Origin of the sequence: Chryseolinea sp. T2, from assembly GCF_037203685.1 — a bacterium.
In the GTDB taxonomy this organism is placed as follows: Bacteria; Bacteroidota; Bacteroidia; order Cytophagales; family Cyclobacteriaceae; genus Chryseolinea.
Genome location: NZ_JBBCAU010000004.1, coordinates 26315 through 49620, shown reverse-complemented (window position 1 = coordinate 49620; position 23306 = coordinate 26315). Strand labels below are relative to the sequence as shown.

At 46.5% G+C, this 23306-nt stretch carries 14 protein-coding genes and 1 pseudogene; 13 read left to right on the top strand and 2 right to left on the bottom strand.

The genetic code is table 11. The features are described 5' to 3' along the window. Positions 1-81: 81 nt before the first annotated feature. The gene (gene dnaA, locus WBG78_RS14680) at positions 82-1506 is read right to left on the bottom strand and encodes a chromosomal replication initiator protein DnaA (protein WP_337327197.1); all 1425 of its coding nucleotides are present in this window, start codon (positions 1504-1506) and stop codon (positions 82-84) included. 189 nt (positions 1507-1695) lie between these two features. Here dnaA and WBG78_RS14675 point away from each other — a divergent pair. From WBG78_RS14675 to WBG78_RS14665, 3 genes and pseudogenes are all read left to right on the top strand, one after another. Then, positions 1696-2745 (top strand): annotated as a pseudogene (locus WBG78_RS14675) (methylmalonyl-CoA mutase family protein); the annotation flags it as partial. Positions 2746-2790: 45 nt separating this feature from the next. After that, complete coding sequence (gene scpA, locus WBG78_RS14670; RefSeq protein ID WP_337327625.1) at positions 2791-4902, top strand: methylmalonyl-CoA mutase; 2112 nt, start codon at positions 2791-2793, stop codon at positions 4900-4902. A 91-nt stretch (positions 4903-4993) separates the two neighbouring features. Further along, positions 4994-9220 (top strand): CHAT domain-containing protein, encoded by a 4227-nt coding sequence (locus tag WBG78_RS14665; protein WP_337327196.1) that lies wholly within the window; start codon positions 4994-4996, stop codon positions 9218-9220. Between the two features lies 1 nt (position 9221). On the opposite strand, the gene hflX is transcribed toward WBG78_RS14665, so the two are convergent. Then, positions 9222-10418, bottom strand: a complete 1197-nt coding sequence (gene hflX / locus WBG78_RS14660; RefSeq protein WP_337327195.1) for a GTPase HflX — start codon at positions 10416-10418, stop codon at positions 9222-9224. A gap of 168 nt (positions 10419-10586) precedes the next feature. Here hflX and WBG78_RS14655 point away from each other — a divergent pair, with 168 nt between their 5' ends. The 10 genes from WBG78_RS14655 (at position 10587) to uvrB (ending at position 22835) form a co-directional block, all read left to right on the top strand. Beyond that, a complete protein-coding gene (locus WBG78_RS14655; RefSeq protein WP_337327194.1) occupies positions 10587-11699 on the top strand; it encodes a glycosyltransferase family 4 protein in 1113 nt (370 codons plus the stop codon). A gap of 158 nt (positions 11700-11857) precedes the next feature. Next, a complete protein-coding gene (locus WBG78_RS14650) occupies positions 11858-12613 on the top strand; it encodes a polysaccharide biosynthesis/export family protein (RefSeq protein WP_337327193.1) in 756 nt (251 codons plus the stop codon). 7 nt (positions 12614-12620) lie between these two features. Next, positions 12621-14969, top strand: coding sequence for a polysaccharide biosynthesis tyrosine autokinase (locus tag WBG78_RS14645; protein WP_337327192.1), 2349 nt, complete (start codon positions 12621-12623; stop codon positions 14967-14969). After that, the gene (locus tag WBG78_RS14640; RefSeq protein WP_337327191.1) at positions 14969-15700 is read left to right on the top strand and encodes a tyrosine-protein phosphatase; all 732 of its coding nucleotides are present in this window, start codon (positions 14969-14971) and stop codon (positions 15698-15700) included. The genes WBG78_RS14645 and WBG78_RS14640 overlap by 1 nt, the downstream gene beginning before the upstream one ends. 33 nt (positions 15701-15733) lie before the next feature. Further along, a complete protein-coding gene (locus WBG78_RS14635) occupies positions 15734-16714 on the top strand; it encodes an NAD-dependent epimerase/dehydratase family protein (protein ID WP_337327190.1) in 981 nt (326 codons plus the stop codon). A gap of 65 nt (positions 16715-16779) precedes the next feature. Continuing rightward, positions 16780-18186 carry a tetratricopeptide repeat protein gene (locus WBG78_RS14630; protein WP_337327189.1) on the top strand — a complete coding sequence of 469 codons (1407 nt, stop codon included), beginning with the start codon at positions 16780-16782 and terminating at the stop codon, positions 18184-18186. Further along, positions 18186-18989 (top strand): phosphosulfolactate synthase, encoded by an 804-nt coding sequence (locus WBG78_RS14625; RefSeq protein WP_337327188.1) that lies wholly within the window; start codon positions 18186-18188, stop codon positions 18987-18989. Before WBG78_RS14630 ends, WBG78_RS14625 begins: the two co-directional genes overlap by 1 nt. Before the next feature lie 12 nt (positions 18990-19001). Next, a complete protein-coding gene (locus WBG78_RS14620) occupies positions 19002-19937 on the top strand; it encodes a DUF368 domain-containing protein (protein ID WP_337327187.1) in 936 nt (311 codons plus the stop codon). Between the two features lie 2 nt (positions 19938-19939). Next, positions 19940-20680 carry a shikimate dehydrogenase family protein gene (locus tag WBG78_RS14615; RefSeq protein ID WP_337327186.1) on the top strand — a complete coding sequence of 247 codons (741 nt, stop codon included), beginning with the start codon at positions 19940-19942 and terminating at the stop codon, positions 20678-20680. A gap of 130 nt (positions 20681-20810) precedes the next feature. Next, positions 20811-22835 carry an excinuclease ABC subunit UvrB gene (gene uvrB / locus WBG78_RS14610; protein WP_337327185.1) on the top strand — a complete coding sequence of 675 codons (2025 nt, stop codon included), beginning with the start codon at positions 20811-20813 and terminating at the stop codon, positions 22833-22835. Positions 22836-23306: the final 471 nt, after the last annotated feature.

Here is a 23306-nt window from a genome sequence, read left to right as displayed (position 1 = left end):
GTCAATGTATCCACTTCTGGAAAGCACAAAAAAAGAAACGGACCGTATTCCGGTCCGCTCACTATTTGATGTTTAATCGAATCAGGATACTCTCAGCTTTAGTTTCTTGCCGAGTTCATCGACAGTAGCCTTGAAGTTGGGATCTGTCTTCATCATGTCTTCAACAGACTCAAGTGCGTGAATAACAGTACTGTGATCGCGACCGCCGAAATTCTCACCAATCAGAGCAAGAGTGAGTTGCGTGTAGCGCTTGCAGAAATACATGGCTACCTGACGGGGAATAACTATTTCGCGCTTTTTGACCTTTCCCTTCATTACTTCGGGATCGATCTTGAAAGATTCTGCAACGGTCTTCTGTATAAAGTCGACACTTACGTCGGACTGAATTTCCTTAATGATATTCTTCAACACTTCCTTAGCCAGCTCCAAATCAATTTCCTTTTTCAGCAATGTAGCGTGGAAAATGAGTGAGTTGAGCACTCCTTCCATGTCACGAAGATTCGTATCGACACTATATGCCAAGTACTCAGAAACCTCAGTAGGAATCTTAATTCCGTCTGCGAGCATCTTGCGATTGATGATGGCCAGTTTAGTTTCAAAATCAGGTTCCTGCAAGTCAGCCGTCAAACCCCATTTGAAACGTGACAGCAGTCGTTCCTGGAAGCCTTTCATGTCGCGCGGCGGGCAATCACTGGTCATAATGATTTGCTTGCCTGACTGATGCAGCTGATTAAATATGTGGAAGAACATTTCCTGAGTCTTCTCACGACCAGCAAGGAACTGCACATCATCGAGGATAAGGAGATCAACCTGCTGATAGAAATTCTGAAACTCCTGCAGTTTGTGATTCTGCAACGCGTTCAGGAATTGATTTGTGAAATCGCTCTGATCGACGTACAACACGACTTTACTCGGCATGTTGTTTTTGATCTCGTTGCCGATTGCCTGAACCAGGTGTGTCTTTCCCACACCGACGCCTCCATAGAGCATCAGTGGATTGAATGATGTGACACCAGGTTTTTTCGAAACGGCGACTCCTGCGGAGCGCGCCAGTCTGTTACAATCGCCTTCTACAAAATTGTCAAATGTATATGCCGCATTCAATCGTGAGTTGATTGTTTGCGGATTCAATGCTTTATAAGAGAACGGCGAATAGTCATCGGGTGGTATGGTGCCATTCATCGCGCTGCGGCGTGTGCCGACACCGTTCCCGGGGTAGTTTACTGAAACAGCGGGAGTCTGTTGGTTTCCGCTATCAACGACAACGGAATACTCCAAACGCCCTGTTGGACCCAGTACAGTATGAATCGCCCGTTTCAAGACGGGAACATAATTATCTTCAAGCCATTCATAGAAGAACTGTGAAGGCACCTGAATGGTGAGGATATCACCATCGACCCTCAGAGGTTTGATTGGACGGAACCATGTATTGAATTTATCCTCCTCAACATGTTCACGAATGACGTCAAGGCAATCGTTCCACACTGTTGAGCAGTTGTTTTCCATTGTTCGTCCTATTCTATCGGCTTTTAAAACTTCCATTTGGGAAAGGGAGACAAAGATGTAAAAAAACAGTTCAAGAAATCAAGAGGGGGTTTTATTGATTTTGTCGAAAAAAAAATGCTACCAAAAAATTAGCGAGAAAAGTCAAATACCCTATGAAAATCTGGCTAAAATTGACTGTATTTTTTTCGAATGTCGCAACACAGCATCTACGACCTAATTAAAGTTTCGTTTCCGAACGTTTCACGCAGAGATTGGCTGCAAGCAGTCAGTGTCGAAACACAAAAAAAAAATACTGATGATTTGCCAGGATGGAGTGATAGCGATGGCAATAATTTTTTTTCTTATTACGATTGGGAAGATGTCGGAAAATTTCCCTATCTGAACACCAGCATCAAAACAGCGCACACCTGGTCGAATGTTCCGATAATATCTGTATATGATGAGGCAACAGCCTGTATACAAGCACTCAATCATCTTCAGAATGGTGCTGATGGTGTTGCTTTCGACGTCCGGGCAAAAACAGAAATTGATTTTAATCTCCTTTTGCGCGAAATCGACTGGTCAATTTGCACTGTAACTTTTTTTGTGTCATCTGCTGATGCGATTACGTCGCTGCCCGCGTATGCGAAACAAAAATCATACGATCCGTCTGTATTAAATGGCTCTATATTCTGGACGCAACTTCCGGACGACGTCGCTGTCATAAATAATCTGTTCGCAGAATTTAGCTGTCTGCGATGGTTGGGTGTTAATACTCCATCAGGCTCACCGTTTTCCCGCCTTGTTTCAGCACTCAATATGTTGCAACAGGCATGGCATCAATTGAACGCCGCAAGCATTGCAATTGAAAACCAGCTGGCTGTATCCGTTATTTCGGGCACGCAGATATTCGAAGAAATTGCAAGTCTTAAAGCATTGCGTTTGCTATGGCGAGCGTTTTGTCATTCAAAAGCCACTCCACACGCTGACCTGTATATTCAAGCGAGTACTCCACGCGAAACTATCAGCAACCTGCAACCGCATCGCTCGCTGTTGTCGAATACTATCGCCGCGCTTGGCTCTGTGCTTGGTGGTTGTGATGTCATTAGTGTTATTCCTGAAGATGAGCAATCAGAACTTTTGGTACGCACTGCGCGGAACGTTGGCAATGTTTTGCGTGATGAGTCGCACATTGGTAAAGTAAATGATCCAACCGAAGGAGCGTATGCGCTATCCGCCATTATTCAACGATATTGTGATGAAGCATGGAAAAAATGTGGACTTGCAACCATTGACTTTGATGTTGTGGCACGTGAGATGTTTTCGAGTACGAGTGCTGCTGCCTTTGACAAAAGCAACGTATCTGCAACATGGCAAACAGCCGAAGGAATAATCGTACCCAAAAACTACACGCACGATAACCTTGCATCAACAGTAAGACAATACGTTGCCGGTGTGCCCCCATTTCTGCGAGGACCATATGCGACGATGTATATCACGAAGCCGTGGACGATTCGCCAATACGCAGGTTTCTCAACAGCGAAAGAATCAAACGCATTTTACAGACGGAACCTTGCAAGCGGTCAGCGTGGCTTATCAGTTGCTTTCGATCTTCCAACACATCGCGGTTATGATTCTGATCATGTTCGCGTAGCAGGAGATGTTGGCAAAGCGGGTGTTGCTATTGATACTGTAGATGACATGAAGGTGTTGTTTGATAGCATTCCGCTGGATAAGATGTCTGTTTCGATGACGATGAATGGGGCTGTTATTCCGGTCATGGCATTTTATATAGTCGCTGCGGAAGAGCAGGGAGTTAAACCAGCACAACTAAGCGGTACCATCCAGAATGATATTTTGAAAGAATTCATGGTGCGGAACACTTATATCTATCCACCGGCACCATCGATGCGGATAGTAACCGATATCATTCAATACACGGCGGCAAACATGCCGCGCTTCAATTCCATTAGTATTAGCGGATATCACATGCATGAAGCCGGAGCACCGGCACATCTTGAGCTGGCGTATACACTTTGTGATGGTTTGCAATATCTAAGGCAAGGGATAGAATCAGGGATCGCGGTAGATGATTTTGCGCCACGTCTCTCCTTCTTCTGGGGCATAGGCATGAATCTGTTTATGGAGGTTGCCAAAATGCGGGCGGCGCGTGTGTTGTGGGCAAAGCTCGTTCAATCGTTTCATCCAATTAATCCGAAGTCGATGGCATTGCGCACGCACTGTCAAACGTCGGGTTGGAGTCTCACTGCGCAGGATCCCTATAACAACGTGACACGAACCTGTATCGAAGCGCTCGCTGCTGTATTGGGTGGAACGCAATCGCTTCATACCAATGCTCTCGATGAGGCGATAGCATTGCCAACGGATTTCTCGGCGCGCATTGCACGAAACACACAATTGTTCCTGGAAGAGGAAACTGGTATTACAAAACTAATTGATCCACTGGGAGGCAGTCTTCATGTTGAACATTTAACAGAGTCGCTGATAGAAAAGGCCTGGGCAATTATTGAAGAGATTGAAGCGAACGGCGGAATGACGAAGGCCATTGAATCCGGTCTACCCAAAATGCAAATCGAGCAGGCTGCCGCATCGAAGCAGGCGCGTATTGAATCTGGCCGTGATATTATTGTCGGTGTTAACATGTTCCGCTCCGTTGAGCATACATCGTTTCAGATTCTTGAAATAGATAATGATCAGGTTCGCTCCGAACAGATCGAAAGGTTGAAAAAAGTTAAGGCTGCCCGCGACGAGTCGAGAGTAACGAAAGCGCTCACTGCCCTTAGCGATGCGGCACGATCGGATGATAATCTTCTGGAATGTGCGCTGGAGGCGGCGCGGGCCCGTGCCACGCTTGGAGAAATTTCTCTCTCTCTCGAAACTGTCTTTGGCCGGTATCAGGCGCAGACAAAAATTATTTCCGGCGTATATTCAGCAGAGATGAAACAAGAGAATACCTTCACGGAAATGCGTCAGCTCACAGCGGACTTTGCAAAAATAGAGGGAAGAAGGCCGCGCATTCTTGTTGCAAAAATCGGTCAGGACGGGCACGATCGCGGAGCAAAAGTTATCGCGACTGGTTTTGCTGATATGGGTTTTGATGTGGATATCGGTCCACTGTTTCAAACGCCGGAGGAAGTTGCCATGCAGGCGGCGGAAAACGATGTGCACGTTATTGGAATCTCGAGTCTCGCTGGTGGTCACAAGACGCTGATCCCTCAGGTGATTGAGGAGCTAAAGAAAATTGGTCGACAGGATATACTGGTAGTTGCTGGCGGAGTAATACCCGAACAGGATCACGAATTCCTGCATGAAAAGGGTGCTGCTTTCGTATTCGGGCCCGGTACTGTGCTTACTACAGCAGCCAAAGATATCCTCTTGAAGCTTCTTCAACCCTAACAATCGACCTGCTGTCGTATAACCTGAAACCGGGGAATGCGGAGCGAGTACCTTTTGTTTAGATTAGTGATTTCGATTGACCTCTCGCAATATGAAAACGCTCAGGGTATCCCTGTTTTTTGCCTTTGCGTGGCTGTTCTTATTTAATGCCCACGCCCAAAACAAAAAGATCGACAAAAGTCTTCGCAAGATAGACGCGAGCTATGCTGCCGGCAGTTATAGCAAAGCGAAGTCCGGGTTGAAGAAACTCCGGAGTTCGGTGATATCGTCGATGGGACAGCAGAGTCCATATCTGCCTGGCCTCTATATCCGTGAAGCCCGAATCAACTTAGAATCGGGGATGCTGGAGGGTTTCGAGTCGATCGTTGAAAGCGCGCTGACCAGCAGTCGTTCAATATATGGTGAAAACGGTGTGAACTATGCGGCTACTCTCGTAGACGTTGCTTCCATCTACAATCAGTATGGTTATTACCGCCGGAGCCGCGAATACCTCGAACAATCCAAGCAGATTCTTACCCGCAATGAAACGGGTACCGAATATCTTCAGGCGCTGACTGCAATGGTTGAAGCCGAGGCAATGACAGGTCAGGGGTTCTGCAATGAGGCGATAGAGCGATTCAATTCTGTGGCTGACTATTTTGCCAAACGAGCGACTGATAAGGAATCGAAGGCTGAGGGAGACAAGATCGTAACGGTACGGGTACCTGTAAGCGAGTTACCACGTCGTTACAGCGAGTATGCAAAGGTACTCACACAGACGGCAAATGCTTATGGCAAACGCGGCTCTCTCATTTCAGCAGACTCAGCTTTCAAAGCTGCCCAGACCTGGATCAAACGCAATCAGAAGTACATGGGCGAATCGAACCTCTCTCTTGTGGAGAACAATTACCTGTATGCAAAGATGCTTATCGACAACGGTAATGAAGAAAGAGAAAAGGAGCTTGAGTTCGAAAACATTCTTGCCGATCTGAAGAAACGCGCGAAGCCTACCAACCCGCTGGCAAATGATCTCTATCTGGCCTACCTAAATCAGCTTCTGGTGGAAGAGAATCGTGCGCGATACATGAATACCAAGCTTGAGTATCAGAAGATGCTGGACAAGGCTTTCGAAAAGTCGAGTCTCGTTCAAATCAATCTCAAGGCCGTTGAGTTCGATTCGAAGCTGGCACGCGATAAAACCAAGGACCTTGAGCAGGATGCTTCAGCATTACTGAAGTCTAAAAACCTGCCAAAGAATTATCGCACTACGGAACAAATACTCGACTTCCTCCTGGAAGTTGCTTTGCATGAGCGCAGGTACTCAAACGCTGAGAATTATCTCACACAAATAACCGACATCAGGAAAGAGTTATATGGAGACAAATCACCGGCCTATCATCTCTCAAAGATCCGGCTGGCGTGTTTCTATCTTGATTTCACCAATAAAGTAGACGAGGCCTCCAAGATCTTCAGCGAAAGCTACACACAGATTGTGGCTAAGGAGATTGGCCCATGGCATCAGGACCATCTTGAGATCCTGAACCATCTTGCTATGCTCTATGAGTTCACGGACAATTATAACGACGCAAGTGCAACTTTGGATCGGGCCTCTGATGTGGCAAGGTCAAAATTCAGTAACAAGGACCCTGACTATGGAGTTGAACTGGACCGGATCGCACAATTGCAGATAAAGCTTGGTCAATATGAACGGGCAGAAGCCAATATCTCGAAGGCACTCACTATTCTTGAAGAGCATCGTAAAGACGAACGCCGCACCGGTGACCTGGTTCATGCGATCGAAACACAGGCAAAACTTTATGGTATCAAGGGCTTGTTCGACGAAGCAGAGTCGAACCTCGAGCGCTCGAGAAAGCTCATCTCCCGCGCGAACGTAACTATCGGCAGCGATATCTCAACCGCGGAAGAACTCACGGCGTTGTTTATTCAACTGGGTCGCTTCTCGGAAGCTGACCGCCTTTTAAGAACACAGATCCCTGAGTACGAAAAACTATACGGCGCAAACTCCATACGACTCATTGAGCCATTGGTGAACCAGGCACGGATCTCATTGGCCAAAGGCGACTATACCGAGGCCGAAAGAATTGCTCTTGGAGCTAATCAGATTGCCGTGAAGACTTATGGTGAAGTGTCGACGAAAACAGCGCCGACCCAAAAACTTCTCAGTGACATTTACTACACTCTTGGCGATTATGACAAGGCCGGGCAGATGGTGAACAAGGCACTTGCCAGCCAGGAGAAACAATTCGGAAGAAATCACATTGAGGTAGCCCGATCGTTGTCTCAGCTTGCACTGATCAAATTTTACAAAGGCGACGAAGCTAAATCTGTTGAAGCCCTCTTCCTCGAGGCCCGCGGCATCATTGAAAGCAAACTTGGCAAAGACAATCCTCAATATGCTGATCTGATGAAAAACATGGCGGTGCTCTATATATCAGAGCGCCGTTTCGACGCAGCATTCAATTCATTGACAGTTGCTGAAAACATCTGGAAGGCCAAGACCGGCACAAAGAACAACATCAACGCCGCGAGCATCTTTATGCTCACTGGTGATGTTTACTATCAGCAGAAAACATATGCGAAGGCCGAACAATTCTACAACCAGGCCAAGAATCTCTATGAAAAATTCTTCAGCACAACACATCCTGAATATGTGAAAGTGTTATCGCGTCTCAGCAAAGTCTATTACATGGAGAAAGACTACAAACGATCAAAGCGTATGATCGAGGAGTCGCTGACGAACTACGAGAACTTTATAAAGCTATTTTTCCCTGCTCTGAGCGAACGTGAAAAGGCCAAGTACTGGAACACCATCCGTTCTGATTTTGAGTTCTACAACACGCTTGCTTTCAGCAATCTCGACGATTTTAAAGATCTGTCAGGCAAGGTTTACAACTATCAGCTTCTTACCAAGGCATTGTTGCTGAGCTCGTCGATCAAGATCCGTGAGCGAATCATGAACAGCACGGATGAAAATCTCAAGTCGCAGTTCAACATGTGGACCCAGAAAAAGGAACTCATGACTCTGGCGATTTCGATGAGTCCTGAACAACTTAAGGAGAGTGAAATCGATCCGGGTGCCCTGCAAAATGAAGTTGAAAGACTTGAGAAAGAACTCAGCAAACAATCAGAATTGTTTGGTCAAAGTTTTGAAAACAAGCGGATCACTTTCGACGATGTACGCAAAGCGTTAAAGCCAAATGAAACGGCCATCGAGCTGGTGCGCTACCGGTATTTCAATCATGACTTCACCGATTCGGTCGTCTATGCTGCTTTGTTCCTGAAGAAAGACTTCAATAAGCCTAAAGTAATCATGCTTCAGGATGGCAAGAAAATGGAAACGCGATACTTCAAATTTTATCGCAACTCTATAATTGGAAAGGTTGCCGACGAAGTATCGTACAATATCTTTTGGAAGCCTATTGTTGATGGCATCGGACAATCGTCCACCATCTACCTGTCGGCCGATGGCATTTACAATCAAATCAATCTTGAGGCGATCCCAAGTCCGGATGGACGTTACGTAATCGACAATGCGAACATTGTTCTTGTCAGTAACACGAAGGACCTTTATGTTCAGAAACTGAAGTCGAAGTCTGAGGCACCGGACAACACGGCGTCGATGTTTGGTAATCCGCAGTTTTATCTTACTGCATCATCAAAAGAGTTGATCGCACCGCTGCCGGGAACGGAAAAGGAAGTGGAGCAACTGCAGTTCATGCTGAAGCAGAAAGGATGGATCACTTCTGAATACCTGGAACAGGCCGCTACTGAGGAGCAGGTGAAGACAGTGAACAGTCCCAAGATATTTCACATCGCTACACATGGGTTTTATCGTCCAAGCCAGCAAGTAACACTTGAGTCTGAATTGGGCAGCAGTGAGGCGACGCTAAATCAAAATCCATTGATGCGCACGGGACTGTTGCTTCGTGGCGCCGGAGACCTGATGAACAAGACGTCGTACAATTACAACATGGAGAATGGAATTCTCACGGCATATGAGGCGATGAATCTTAACCTCGACAAAACCGATCTGGTGGTGTTGAGTGCATGCGAGACCGGACTTGGCGATCTCGAGGCAGGCGAAGGTGTATACGGACTACAGCGCGCATTCCTTGTAGCGGGAGCAAAGGTGCTTGTCATGAGTATGTTCAAGGTTGACGACGAAGCAACGCAGCAGCTGATGCTGAAGTTCTATCAAAAGTGGCTCAATTCAGGACAACTGAGGCAGAGCTTTATTGATGCCAAGAAAGAACTTCGCGTTGACTATCCGCAACCCATCTATTGGGGAGCATTCATGATGATAGGACTTTCGGAGTAGGTTACTGGCCTTCAGGCCATGGAGAAAACACGTAACCGTCTTTGAGAAAATTCGGAAAGATCTGCAGGTGTTTCTTTTTGACCTCTTCGAATATCAACTTCTTTAATTCAAGAATGTTGTAGCCCGTTGCTGCGGATACGAAGATCACATGCTCATATCCGGCCTGCCTGTAGTAACCCTTCATCTCATCGAGGTTGGCGTCCGGATTCGCTTTCAGATAGAGATCGACTTTGTTCAGCACGAGAACGGTAACGATGTTGGCCGCGCCGAGTTCCTGCAGTGTATCCGACACAACAGCAAGCTGGTTGTCGTGAAATGGATGGGCTACGTCGACAACATGAAGCAGGAGATCGGCTTCACGCACTTCATCGAGAGTAGACTTGAATGATTCGATCAGGTGATGGGGCAACTTTCGAATGAAGCCAACTGTGTCAGACAACAGAAACGGAATGTTGCCGAAGGTCACCTTTCGAACCGTGGCATCTACTGTAGCAAACAGTTTATTTTCTGCCAGCACTCCTGATCCTGATAACAGGTTCATCAGTGTTGACTTTCCAACGTTCGTGTAACCCACCAGGGCGACGCGTACAATGGTGCCCCGCGACTTCCGCTGGGTTAGTTGTTGCTTCTCAATCTTCTTGAGTCGTTCCTTTAAGATGGTGATCTGATTCCTGATGTTCCGTCGGTCAGTCTCGATCTCCCGCTCACCAGCACCACCGCGTGTTCCCGTGCCTCCGCGCTGACGTTCGAGGTGAGTCCACATCCGCGTAAGACGAGGCAGGAGGTACTGATTACGGGCCAACTCAACCTGTGTGCGTGCCTGTGCAGTTTGAGCGCGCCAAAGGAAGATGTCGAGGATGAGGAGGCTTCTATCGTAAATTCTTACATTGGATTCATCGCCCTTTGTGTTGAATTCCCTCTCGAGGTTTCTTAGCTGCGACGGTGTAAGGTCATCGTCGAATATCAGGTTGCGAACCTTCTCTACAATAACAAAGGTTTTTATTTCCTCGAGTTTTCCTTTACCAACAAATGTTCGCGAATCCGGTTGCGCCAGATGTTGAACAAAACGTTTGATTGTTGTTATCCCTGCCGTTTCTGCCAAAAACGCTAATTCATCGAGATGTTCTTTGGTTTCGTCGGCTTGTTGTGGCTGGCCGATCGCGACGAGTATTGCCAGTTGTTTATTTCCCTGAGTCATAACTTTTTGCAACTTATTCAATTCGTCGAAAATTCATACATGCATGTTTGAACAGGTTACCTTTCTTGTATATTTGGGTATCTAAAACAGAATATTTTTTTAATAGATACCTGATTTTTCGACGCCCTCCGGTCGATTTACCGGTTCTCACATCAGAGCCCAGATTAGATGAGAATTGCCATCGTCCTAAACACGTCCTGGAATATCTATAATTTCAGGATGAATTTCGTTACGGCCCTTTTGAAACAAGGCCACGAAGTACATGCCATTGCGCCTCACGACGAGTACTCGCACTATCTCGTTGAAGCAGGATGCATTTATCACCCTATAAAAATGGACAGCCGCGGCGCGAATCCGATTAAAGATTCGGCGCTCATCGTTGAGTTGTTCATGATTTACAGGCGTGTTCGGCCAGACATCATCCTTCACTACACAATCAAGCCAAACGTTTATGGCACCCTTGCTGCGGCATTGCTGCGCATCCCTGTGGTGAATAATGTGTGTGGTTTGGGTACGGCATTCCTCAAACAGAATCTCGTCTCTTTGGTTGCTATCATTCTCTACAAGGTAAGTTTTCGTTTTGCCGATAAGGTGTTCTTTCAGAACCCGGAGGATATGAAACTGTTCCTTGGGAAGAAACTCGTAGCTGAAAACGCTGTAGACATATTGCCAGGTTCAGGAATTGACCTTGGCCGGTTTCAGCCAATGAAGTTTAAAAGGAACAAGAGGTTCACGTTTCTGCTTATTTCCCGCCTCATTACCGATAAGGGAATAATGGAATACATTGAAGCGGTGAAGAAACTGAAGGCTGATGGTATTGAAGCCAAGTTTCAGATCCTTGGAGCCAAAGATCCCGAGCATAAGAGAGGTATAAAGGAAGACGTTATTCAGGAGTGGATTGACAGTGATACGGTAGAATATCTTGGAACAACGGACGATGTGAGGACCTTTATATCAAAGGCGGACTGCATTGTTCTCCCCTCCTATCGCGAAGGAACACCAAGGACATTGCTGGAGGCGGCAAGCTCTGCCAAGCCAATTATTGCCACGAATGTTCCCGGCTGTAACAATGTGGTAGTGGACCAGGTTAACGGACTATTGTGCCGCATTAAGGACTCGGGAGATCTGGCTGAAAAGATGCGCACAATGTCGAACTTTACCGACGAGCGCCTTCAGGAGTTCGGCACTAATGGCAGGGCCCGGGTAGAGGCCCATTATGATGAAGCACTGGTGATCAAGAAATATCTGGCCGCCCTTGAGGAGTTTAAGCGCGCTTCCTGATTAGGGAAATTCACCCTAAACTAACGGTAGGACCACGGGGCGGTATTTTTTTAGATTGGTTGGTTATCGATTTTTTGTAGTTCGGCAGTGCCTGGGAGGTACGGCGACCGACTTTATTAATAAATCCGTAATTTTGCGCGATTCAATTTTTTTAAGCATTGACTAGACCCACTGCAATCATTCCGTTGCTCATTCTTGTTGCCTTCTGCGCAGTTTCCTGCGCGACGTACAAGCAGAACATAATGTTTAAGATCGAAGATCCAGGCGTTGTACAGCAACAGGTAGCAGTCGCTGAAAAGAACTACGTAATTCAAAAGAACGATCTCTTACAACTCGAAGTCTATACGAACAACGGGGAGCGGATCATCGACCCTGATCTTCAGTTAACCAAAGAGCTGGGAACAACCAATCTCAACAGCCGTGTCGTTCCCGATTACCTGGTAGACGTTGCAGGCGTGGCGAAATTCCCCATGGTTGGTCAAATCAAGATTGAGGGGTTAAGAATCCGCGAAGCCGAAGAGATCTTACAGAAGGAATACAGCAAATACTATCAGGGTGCCTTTGTCATCCTCAAATACGTAAACAAAAGAGTGATCGTGCTGGGCTCTCCGGGTGGCCAGGTGATTCCACTGCTGAATGAAAATATGCACCTTGTTGAAGTGCTTGCCCTGGCAAAAGGGATAAACAATGATGGTAAGGCGCAGAATATTCGCGTACTTAGAAACGAGAAAGTTTTTCTGGTCGACCTGAGCACATTCGACGGCTACCTGAAAAACAACATCGCCATTGAGCCAGGCGACATCGTATATGTTGAGCCTGTGCGGCGTCCGTTTTTCGAAGGAGTTCGCGACTATGGCATATTGGTCAGCCTTGCAACCAGCATATCTACACTTGTATTGGTAATTATACAATAGTGACGTTATGGTAGATAACCCACGCTCCATAAAGATCCAGCCATCAACGTCTGACAGCATCGACTTCAACAAACTGAAGATCGTATTCCTGTCGAGTTGGCTGCTGCTGATCGTCATAGTGGCTACCGTGAACGTCTGTGCCTATCTGGTGATTCGCTACACCAAGAATTTTTATCAGTCGACTTCCGTCCTTAAACTCGATGTCAATAAACAGGCTACCGAATTTGGTATCAAATCATCAGTGGTTGAGGACCCGAGCCTGAACCTTATTGCCGGTGAAATTGAGATCATCCAGTCGCGACTGTTCCTGAACCGTGTACTGGACTCAGCTGGCCTTGAAGTCAGCTACTTCAGCGTAGGACGGGTATTAGATGACGAACTTTATCAGACCACGCCCTTCCGTGTGGAGTTCAAAGCGCACAATGAGAATTTCGTCAATACACGCATTAACATCAAACTGCAGGACGACGATCAGTTTTTGCTGAGTTTCACCGATGGAACAGGCGATGTGCGTGGAACCTATGGTAAGTGGTTTACACTGGATGGCATTGACCTTAAACTCGAAAAAAACGATCTGTTCGTAGGGGGTGATGAAATCGGGTATTACTTCGTAATTAATTCAAAAGATGCCCTGGTAGCTTACCTGCTGAACAATCTGACGGCTGAGCCTCTGAACTACAATGCCAACACCATTCAGATTTCGTTTAAAGACCATAATCCATTTAAGGCACGGGCGATCCTCAACAAGGTAGACTCGAACTATCTTCAGTTCAGCAACGAACAAAAGAATCTGGCTACACGCAGGAAGATAGAATGGATCACTAACGAGCTTGCTACCATTGAGGGCAAGATGACGGGGTACGAAAACTATTTCGAGAACTTCACCCTGCAGAATAAAAGCAACAACCTCGACGCCGATCTTCAGAAGACTGTGCTGGCCATCAACGTAATTGATTCGCAGCGATACGACATGAATCAACGCATGATCGAACTCGACAACCTGATTGAAAACATCGCGAAGGGCAACTTCTATGTTTCGATCTCTCAACGCATTGCGCTGCCAGAATCACTAACAACCAGTCTTGAGCGTCTTGACAAATTGTATACGGACCAGGAGAAGCTGAAGCTGTCCTATAATGAAATCACTTTCGCGTATCGTGAAAAAGAACGCGAAATAGATATTCTCAAGGAGAAGGTGACGGGCCAGCTGGCCATGATCAAGGAGGGGTTTCAAAAACGATACCTGCAGCTAAATCAAAACAAAGCGAGGCTTGAGTATGAGTTCTCCAATCTTCCTGACAAGTCCACACAGTTTTCGAAGAACCTGAGATACTATAAGCTGTATGAGCAGTTCTATCTCTCACTCATGCAGTCGAAATCTGAATTTGAAATCACGCAGGCGGGAACCATTCCGGACTTCAAGATACTTTCTCCTGCGATGATGCCATCGAAGCCGTTGTCGCCAAACAAGCTGATGATTGCCGGTATCGGGTTCGTTGCGAGCATCGTACTTGCGTTGTTTGTGCTGGGTACGATGTACATGCTCAATGATCGCATCATGACGTTGAGTGAGATCGAACGGCACGTGAGTACCCCCATCCTGGGAGTTGTGCCCGCTACTTCGTGGAGTCTGGAGAAGGCAAAGTTCCATATCCTGGATCACCCTCGCTCTATGGTATCAGAATCCATAAGAACTCTTCGAACCAACCTGGACTTCTTTAACATTCATTCGCGAAGGAAGGTGATTACGGTTTCGTCTACAGTATCTGGTGAAGGCAAGTCGTTTATTGCAGTAAATCTCGGCGGTGTAATTGCTATGTCGAATAAGCGCGTGTTGCTTGTGGATCTTGACATGCGCAAGCCAAAAGACAGCCTTGCAGGACAGCCTGTAGACCGGAGCGCGGGTGTAAGCACCGTTCTGATTAACAGGTCAAAATGGCAAGATTGTGTAGCGAAAACAACAATCGAGAACTTTGACTATCTTCCGTCAGGACCTCATCCACCAAATCCGTCTGAACTGTTGATGAACAATGAGTTTAGCAAACTGCTGGGAGAACTGAAAGAGCATTACGACTATGTGATTCTCGACACACCGCCCGTTGGACTTGTGACAGATGGTATTATGGCCATGAAACACTCGGATATTTCTATTTATATTTTCAGGGCCAACTACTCGAAAAAAGATTTTCTTTTCAATCTGCAACGCATCATCAACATAAATAAATTTTCTAATATTACCACGCTGCTAAATGCCTTGCCGAATCAGGGTGATCAGAACTATGGTTACGGTTACTATGAAGAGCCGCCGCGTAAGAGTAATTGGTTAAAGAAGTCTTTGCAAATCTTTAAGGGATAGTGTTCGACTGGGTAAGAAAAAAAGACGCAAGCAAGAATGTCAGCGCGTTACAGGTGGACATTCATTCACATCTCCTTCCGGGACTTGACGATGGCGTTCAATCGTACGAGGAATCTGAGGATGTGATTCTTCATTTTCAACAATTGGGCTACCGGAAGCTTATCACATCGCCACACGTGATGAGCGACACTTACAAGAATACGTCTGAACGTATTCTGGCGCGCCTGACGAAACTGAAAGCCTTTCTTGTTGATCGTGAAATCGATATGGAGATTCAGGCAGCGGCGGAATACTATCTCGATGAACAGGTATTCAGGATGGTTGATGAAAATCAGAAGATGCTCACGTTTGGCAACAACTATCTCCTTTTCGAAACCAACTTTCTGAATGAACCTTTCAACATGAAAGAGTTCATTTTTCTGGCCACGACAAAGGGATATAAACCGGTGCTGGCCCATCCCGAGAGATATTTATATCTGCAGAACAATATCGACAAGGCCCAGGATTTCCTGGAGCGGGGGGTATTGTTTCAGATGAACATCAGTTCGATAACAGGATTCTATTCAAAGATTGTTCAGACCACTGCGCAAAAGCTTATTGACCGCGGATGGGTACATTTGCTTGGAAGTGATTGTCACCATCTGCAACACGCACGGCTTGTAGGCGAGGCGCAGCAGATGAAATACTTTCAAAAAGCGTTGGCGCTGCCGCTGCTCAATAACACGCTTTAAATTCATGATCAGGCCTTCGTTGCGTACCAAACTATGATAGCTGTTACAGGTGCCAATGGTTTACTGGGAAGCTTTGTGATTCGAAAGCTGCTTGAGAAACGCGAGCAGGTCATTGGCATTTGTCGCACCGACAGCGATGTGTCGTTGCTGCAGGATGTTGCAGCGCAAATCACCTGGCGTCACGCCGACATTATGGATCCCGTTGCATTGTATGAAGCATTGAATGGTGTTGATGAGGTTATTCATACAGCGGCCTCTGTCTCCATCAATCCGCGTCGGGCTGAGGAGATCATGAAGATCAACGTAGAGGGTACCCGCAATGTTGTGAATGCGTGCCTCGAGCATAACACCAGGAGACTGGTTCATATCAGCTCTGTAGCAGCATTGGGAAGTCAGAAGGGTCAGACGCGAATAGACGAAGACAATAAGTGGGTTGATACAGCATTCAACAGTGTTTACGCGGAGTCCAAGTACTATTCAGAGCTCGAAGTATTCAGAGGACAGGAAGAAGGTCTTAGCACTGTGATAGTAAATCCTTCGTTCATTCTTGCAGAGGCGAACTGGAACATCAGCAGTGCACAGTTTTTTAAGTATGCCTGGCAGGAGCATCCGTTTTATATCAGCGGAGTGATGAATTATGTAGATGTGTGCGATGTGTCGGAGATCGTTTACAGATTGTTAAACGATGATGTTGAAGGAAGAAGATTCATTGTGTCTGCGGGCAATATCAGCTATCTCGAATTGCTGAAAAAGATCTCTAAGGAATTCAGGAAGAAAGCACCTTATATAAGAGTACCCAATGCCATTCTGGGACCATTTGCTTTTGTTGAAGGGATTCGCTCCGCAATTACAAGTTCAGAGCCAAAAATAACTCGCGAAACAGCGAAACTGGCCAGTACCAAATTCCTGTTTGCGAACGATCGTATAACAAAACACTTAAATTTTAAGTTTCAACCGATTGATGAAACGTTAGAAAGGTGTTGCCAATATTACATGAAACGTTCGGTGCATTAAAAAATACGCACAAACGTTCTTAGCTTTACCCCAGATTTACCTATTTTAGGAAAACCTTTTATTCCATGGCGAAAGAGTATCGTAAAAGAGAAGAGGGAAACGAGCTGATTAAACGATTTGAAGACCACCTTAGGAAAAAGAAAGCAGAATTTTTTGACTTAGACGCTTACGAGCAGATCATCGATCATTACATGCTTCGTGGCAAACATAACAAGGCCCTGCAGGCCGTCAATCAGGCCATCAGTCAATATCCATTTTCAATTGAATTAATCACTATCAAGGCGCAGATCCTTTCAAACCTTGAGGAGTATGATCAGGCTTTGGATATACTGGACCATGCACATACGTTACAGCCAAACGATCCTGAGATCTTCCTGACCAAAGGTTCGATACTTTCACTGCAAGGCAAGCACGCTGCTGCAATAGAGAACTATGAGCAGGCATTGTTGCTCGCTGATGACAAGGACGAAGTTTACTACAGCATAGGCCTCTCCTACCAGAGTATGGAGGAATATCAGCAGGCGATTGAAGCATATAAGAAGTCGATTGAGATCAATCTCAATCACGAAGGGTCTTTGTACGAGTTGGCATTTTGCCTCGATGTGACAGGCCAGCTTGAAAGCAGTATTGAGTACTATCAGAAGTTTATTGATGAAGATCCGTATTCGACTGCTGCCTGGTATAACCTTGGAATTGTTTACAACAAGCTTGAGAAATACGAAGAGGCATTGCAGGCATACGACTATGCGATTACCATAGACGAGTCTTTTGCTTCGGCCTATTTCAATACAGGCAATACATACATGAACATGGGCCAGTACACAAAGGCGCTGGACACGTTCAGAAAAACGCTGGAGATCGAGGGCCCAAGTCCGGAAGTATACTGCTGCCTTGGCGCAGCATACGAAAGCCTTGAGCAGTATGAGCTCGGCTTAAAATATTTCCAGAAGGCAGCCAAACTGGATACTCTTTATGACGAAGCATGGTTTGGCGCAGGTGCTTGTCTCGAAAAACAGGAGAAGTGGTATCAGGCATTGCATTTCTATAACAAGGCGTTAAAGATCAACACCGAGAACGCGGAGTATTGGAAATCGGTGGCCCACGCCGAATTCAAGGTAGGCAATACGGTATCGAGCATCGACGCGTATGAAGAAGCGAGCAAGCTTGATCCTGAGGACAAGGAGATTTGGTTAAACTGGTCATTTATATACTACGAACAAGGCAATCATGAGCAGGCGATTGAAACGCTGAGGATGGGTTTCGACGATATTCATGATGATGCTGAGGTTTTTTATCGTATGGCAGTCTATCTGATCGAAGCCGGACGCTTTAAGGAAGCCTTTACTTATTTGGAAAAAGCGTTAATTTTGGACTTTGATGGTCACACTGCACTGTTTGATTTCTTTCCAAAAGTTGAGACTCAAAAAGCCTTGTACAAGATCATCGAGCAGTTTAGAAAAGAGAATCGCTGATGAATTATGAGCTAAAAAATCTGCCTGAGCGAACGAGCAAGCCCAGGCAATACGGCTTTACTATGGCCATGGATAAGGGCCTGAGCATACGTGAAGCTGAAGATTTTGTGAGTCTGTCTGCACAACACGTTGATATCGTCAAGCTGGGCTGGGGCACTTCATTTGTAACTCCCAATCTGAAGGACAAACTCAAAGTATACAAAGATGCCGGCCTTCCGGTTTACTTCGGAGGCACCTTGTTTGAAGCCTTCGTAATCCGCGATCAGTTCGACGACTATCGCCGTTTGCTTGACAAATACGAGATGAGCTTTGCAGAGGTGTCGGACGGATCGATGGATATTGACCACGATAAGAAGTGTGATTATATTACGAAGCTTGCAGAGCAGGTAACTGTTCTTTCAGAAGTGGGCTCGAAAGATGCCGACAAGATCATTCCTCCATATATGTGGATCGAGCTCATGCAGAAGGAGCTTGACGCCGGTGCCTGGAAGGTTATCGGTGAAGCGCGCGAAGGCGGTAATGTTGGATTGTTCCGTTCAACCGGAGAAGTTCGTTCCGGTCTTGTACAGGAAATTCTCACCAAGATCCCCTTCGAGAAGATTATCTGGGAAGCTCCACAGAAGGCACAGCAGGTTTGGTTCATCAAGCTGCTGGGCGCCAACGTAAATCTCGGCAACATTTCTCCGGAAGAAGTTATACCGTTGGAAACCATTCGTCTCGGTCTTCGGGGCGACACCTTTCTCCATTTTCTTGGAATTGAGCGACGCAATACCAATACTGCCCCGCCATTTGAAGTTGACTAATCCCGGCAGGCATTGAGAAAAAAGAGAGATTACATACTGCTTTTTTTGAAGGGATTAAGTATGGGAGCGGCCGATGTCGTTCCTGGTGTGGCAGGTGGGACAGCGGCATTCCTGAGCGGCATATATGATGAGCTCGTCAGGTCGCTGAATGAAATTGATCGCGACGCTGTTAAGCTCTTGCTCAGAGGTGATGGCAAAGCAGTCTGGCAAAAGATAAACGGCAATTTTCTCACTGCAGTTTTCGCCGGTATCGTTACGAGCTATTTTAGTCTGGCCAGGCTCATGGCTTACTTCCTACGGACAAATCCCATTATTGTACTGTCGTTTCTTTTTGGTTTCATTCTGCTATCGGCACCGCTGGTGCTCAGGGAGAAACAATGGAATCTGCCAGTCATTGCAGGCCTTGTAACCGGAATTGTCCTGGCGTATGTTCTCACCTTACTTGCTCCCATGAATGCGCCAATCACCTGGTGGTTCCTGTTTATAGTGGGTATCCTGGTAGTTTGTGCCACATTTATTCCGGGAATTTCCGGATCGTTGATGCTGCTCCTGCTGGGGATGTATCAATACCTCATAACCGCGTTCGCTAATGTGAACCTCACTGCCATTGCTATATTTGTGTCCGGCTGCCTGGTGGGGCTATTCGGATTCTCGCGCATCCTCGTATGGGCACTTGAGAAGCACCGGGAGACTACGACGGCGATGCTGGCAGGACTTATGCTTGGGGCCCTCAACAAGGTTTGGCCCTGGCGCCAGGTATTTGAATTTACAACAAACAGCCGCGGAGAACAGGTACCTGCGCATGATAAGAGTATATTGCCCTGGGATTACCTCGCTGTCACTGGAAGAGACCCACATGTTTTCCAGGCAATACTGATGATGGCTCTGGGAGTATTCATTGTATTCGTGATTGAAAAAATCGCTGTTAGATTTAAAACGACAACCTAAACATGGAAAAAGTATTCGGCCTCATTGGAGCTACGGTGAGCCACTCATTCTCGAAATCATATTTTGACGAAAAGTTCTTTCGCGAAGGTTTAAGAGATTATCACTACGAATTGTTTCCGCTCTCGAACATCACTGACATCGAAGCGTTGCTGCAGACCAAGGGTCTCTCTGGTCTTAATGTTACTATCCCCTACAAAGAACAGGTGATCAAGTACCTCGACGAAGTGGATGGTTTTGCAAAGAAAATCGGAGCAGTGAATGTCATCAAGATCAAGGATGGCAAACTGAAGGGATACAATACCGACTCGGATGCATTCTTCGAGACTATTGAGAAGTGGTTGCCAAAAGACAAGACCTTAAAAGCTCTTATCCTGGGTACCGGCGGATCGTCGAAAGCGGTTCAGGAAGCATTGAAGAAACTGAAGATCAAGTACAGCGTTGTATCGCGCGAGGCAGGCAAGAGCGATTATACCTATGGGGAGCTTGAAAAGAATCCCAAGCTGATAACAGAGTCATTGCTGATTATCAACACAACGCCTCTGGGCATGAGTCCAAAAACTGAAGCGATGCCTCCTATCGATTATGAACTCATCGGTCCCGAGCACTATGTCTATGATCTGATTTACAATCCTGCGCGCACGCTGTTTCTTCAAAAGGCTGAGATGAGAAATGCAACGATCAAGAATGGTCTTGAGATGCTGCATATTCAGGCGGAGAAGTCGTGGACAATCTGGAACAATTGATAATTGATAATTGACAATTGATAATTTTGGGAGCCCCCTGACGGGGGCTTTTTCTATTTCGGCGTTTTTGTTCTACTTTCCATTCTTGCTCAAACTTATGTCCGCGGCGGGACGTTATTAGCACACAACGATGGACTTCAAGATTACAAGCGAATATCAGCCTACAGGCGATCAGCCCAAGGCGATCGAACAACTGACCAAAGGTGTTTCTGAAGGCGAGGCACACCAGACGTTACTGGGTGTTACGGGTTCCGGGAAGACGTATACAATGGCAAACGTGATTGCCCGTACCGGACGGCCTACACTTGTGCTCAGTCACAATAAAACACTAGCGGCACAGCTATACGGCGAATTCAAACAGTTCTTTCCGAATAATGCTGTTGAATACTTCATTTCTTACTACGACTACTATCAGCCTGAAGCGTTCATTCCTTCGTCGGGGCTTTACATAGAAAAAGATCTATCGATCAACGAAGAGATAGAGAAGCTGCGACTAAGTGCAACCTCTTCCCTGCTCACCGGACGGCGTGACATCATAGTTGTGGCATCGGTGTCATGCATCTATGGTATTGGTAACCCTGAAGAGTTTGGAAAGAACGTTATCAAGCTAAAGACAGGCGAGTTTGTTGCGCGCAATAAACTGTTGTTTGCTTTAGTTGATATCCTTTACAATCGTACAGAGGTTGAATTTAAGCGTGGGACGTTCAGGGTGAAGGGAGATACTGTCGATGTGTTCCTCGCCTATGCCGACTATGCCATTCGTATTTATTTCTTTGGCGATGAGATTGAATCCATTCAGCGTATCGATCCCGTAAGCGGGAAGAAAATCTCTGATGAATCGGTCGTTACGATATTTCCCGCCAACCTCTTCGTTACGGGCAAATCTGTTCTTCACCAGGCGATCCGCGAAATCCAGGATGATCTTGTAGCACAGCTCGGCATGTTTGAAGGTGAACGACGTCATCTTGAAGCGAAGCGACTGAAAGAGCGCACAGAGTTCGACATTGAAATGATGAGAGAACTCGGCTATTGCTCGGGTATAGAAAACTATTCGCGATACTTTGACCGGCGTGCGGCAGGCGCACGTCCTTTCTGTCTGCTCGACTACTTCCCTGATGATTACCTGTTGGTGGTAGATGAGAGTCACGTTACCGTTCCCCAGGTGCGTGCCATGTGGGGCGGCGATCGCTCGCGCAAAGTAAATCTCGTAGACTATGGATTTCGTCTGCCGTCTGCGTTAGACAATCGTCCATTGACATTCAACGAATTTGAAGCACTGATCAACCAGGTTATCTATGTAAGTGCTACGCCTTCGGAATATGAGTTGAGAAAATCAGAAGGGATTGTTGTTGAGCAGGTGATCAGACCAACGGGTCTTCTTGATCCTGAAATCGACGTGCGTCCAAGCAAGAACCAGATCGATGACCTGCTTGAAGAAATTGATGAGCGCGTGAAGAAGAAAGAACGCGTGCTGGTAACAACGCTCACCAAGCGTATGGCTGAAGAGTTGACGAAGTATATGGACCGCGTTGGTGTGAAGTGTCGCTATATCCACTCAGAAGTAGCAACACTTGACCGTGTGGAGATCCTCCGTGAACTGCGACTGGGAATATACGATGTACTTGTGGGCGTGAACCTTCTGCGCGAAGGACTGGATCTCCCTGAAGTTTCACTGGTTGCCATTCTTGATGCCGATAAAGAGGGGTTCCTCAGAAATCAAAGATCACTTGTTCAAACTATAGGACGTGCAGCGCGAAATGCGAATGGCCGCGTGATCATGTACGCCGACTCCATTACTGAGTCGATGCAACTTGCCATCGATGAAACGAACAGGCGGAGAAAGATCCAGATGGACTACAACAAGGAGCACGGCATTATTCCGAGGACTGTGTTGAAATCGAAGGAGTCAATACTTGGCCAGACGAAGGTAGCTGATTCTAAGCGCGGCGAGTTGAAGAAGTACTATGTTGAGGACGAGGAGGCATCGCTTGCTGCTGACCCGGTAATGGCGTATCTGAGCAAAGAGGAACTTACGAAGATGGCTGACCGGACACGGAAGGCGATGGAGAAGGCGGCCAAAGAGCTGGAGTTTATGGAGGCGGCGAAGCTGAGAGACGAGTTGATGGCGATTCAGAAACTGATGGAGAAGAATTAAGAATTAAGAGTTAAGAATTAAGAATTGGGGCTCAGTAGTTCTCTTATGGTTTGGGAAGTGGCTTCCGCGTTCTTGAGGGGTTGGCGGGTCTGATCTTGCAGTGGTTGGGGCTTTTTATTTTAGAGCTCTTTTGTTGAATAGAAAAAAATATCAACAAGCGCTTGCTTTTTGGTATAATTTTTGCTAAATAGCAACTAGCTCATTAGAAGTTAGCAGTTAGGAGGGGCGTTTGGAGATTGAGTGGTGGCCGACTTTGGTGCCCTTTTAAAGGCGAAAAGCCATTTTTCAGCTCAATTTCGCATTATTCCGGGGCATCGACCCGTTTTCCGCTTCAAATTCACAAAAATCACCCTCCGGCGCTAGACAGCCGATAGAGATCGGCTAGAGCTCGGCTAGAAAATTTTGCCAGCTCTTATAGGAGAACTATATCAAACGCCTCCATAGTAAACCCTGGCCGCTGACCACCCTGGG

Bases quoted from the DNA above. Each gene is read 5' to 3' on its own strand.
- dnaA (WP_337327197.1), bottom strand. From the start codon at position 1,506: ATGGAAAACAACTGCTCAACAGTGTGGAACGATTGCCTTGACGTCATT.
- WBG78_RS14665 (WP_337327196.1), top strand. From the start codon at position 4,994: ATGAAAACGCTCAGGGTATCCCTGTTTTTTGCCTTTGCGTGGCTGTTC.
- hflX (WP_337327195.1), bottom strand. From the start codon at position 10,418: ATGACTCAGGGAAATAAACAACTGGCAATACTCGTCGCGATCGGCCAG.
- WBG78_RS14655 (WP_337327194.1), top strand. From the start codon at position 10,587: ATGAGAATTGCCATCGTCCTAAACACGTCCTGGAATATCTATAATTTC.
- WBG78_RS14645 (WP_337327192.1), top strand. From the start codon at position 12,621: ATGGTAGATAACCCACGCTCCATAAAGATCCAGCCATCAACGTCTGAC.
- WBG78_RS14635 (WP_337327190.1), top strand. From the start codon at position 15,734: ATGATAGCTGTTACAGGTGCCAATGGTTTACTGGGAAGCTTTGTGATT.
- WBG78_RS14630 (WP_337327189.1), top strand. From the start codon at position 16,780: ATGGCGAAAGAGTATCGTAAAAGAGAAGAGGGAAACGAGCTGATTAAA.
- WBG78_RS14625 (WP_337327188.1), top strand. From the start codon at position 18,186: ATGAATTATGAGCTAAAAAATCTGCCTGAGCGAACGAGCAAGCCCAGG.
- WBG78_RS14615 (WP_337327186.1), top strand. From the start codon at position 19,940: ATGGAAAAAGTATTCGGCCTCATTGGAGCTACGGTGAGCCACTCATTC.
- uvrB (WP_337327185.1), top strand. From the start codon at position 20,811: ATGGACTTCAAGATTACAAGCGAATATCAGCCTACAGGCGATCAGCCC.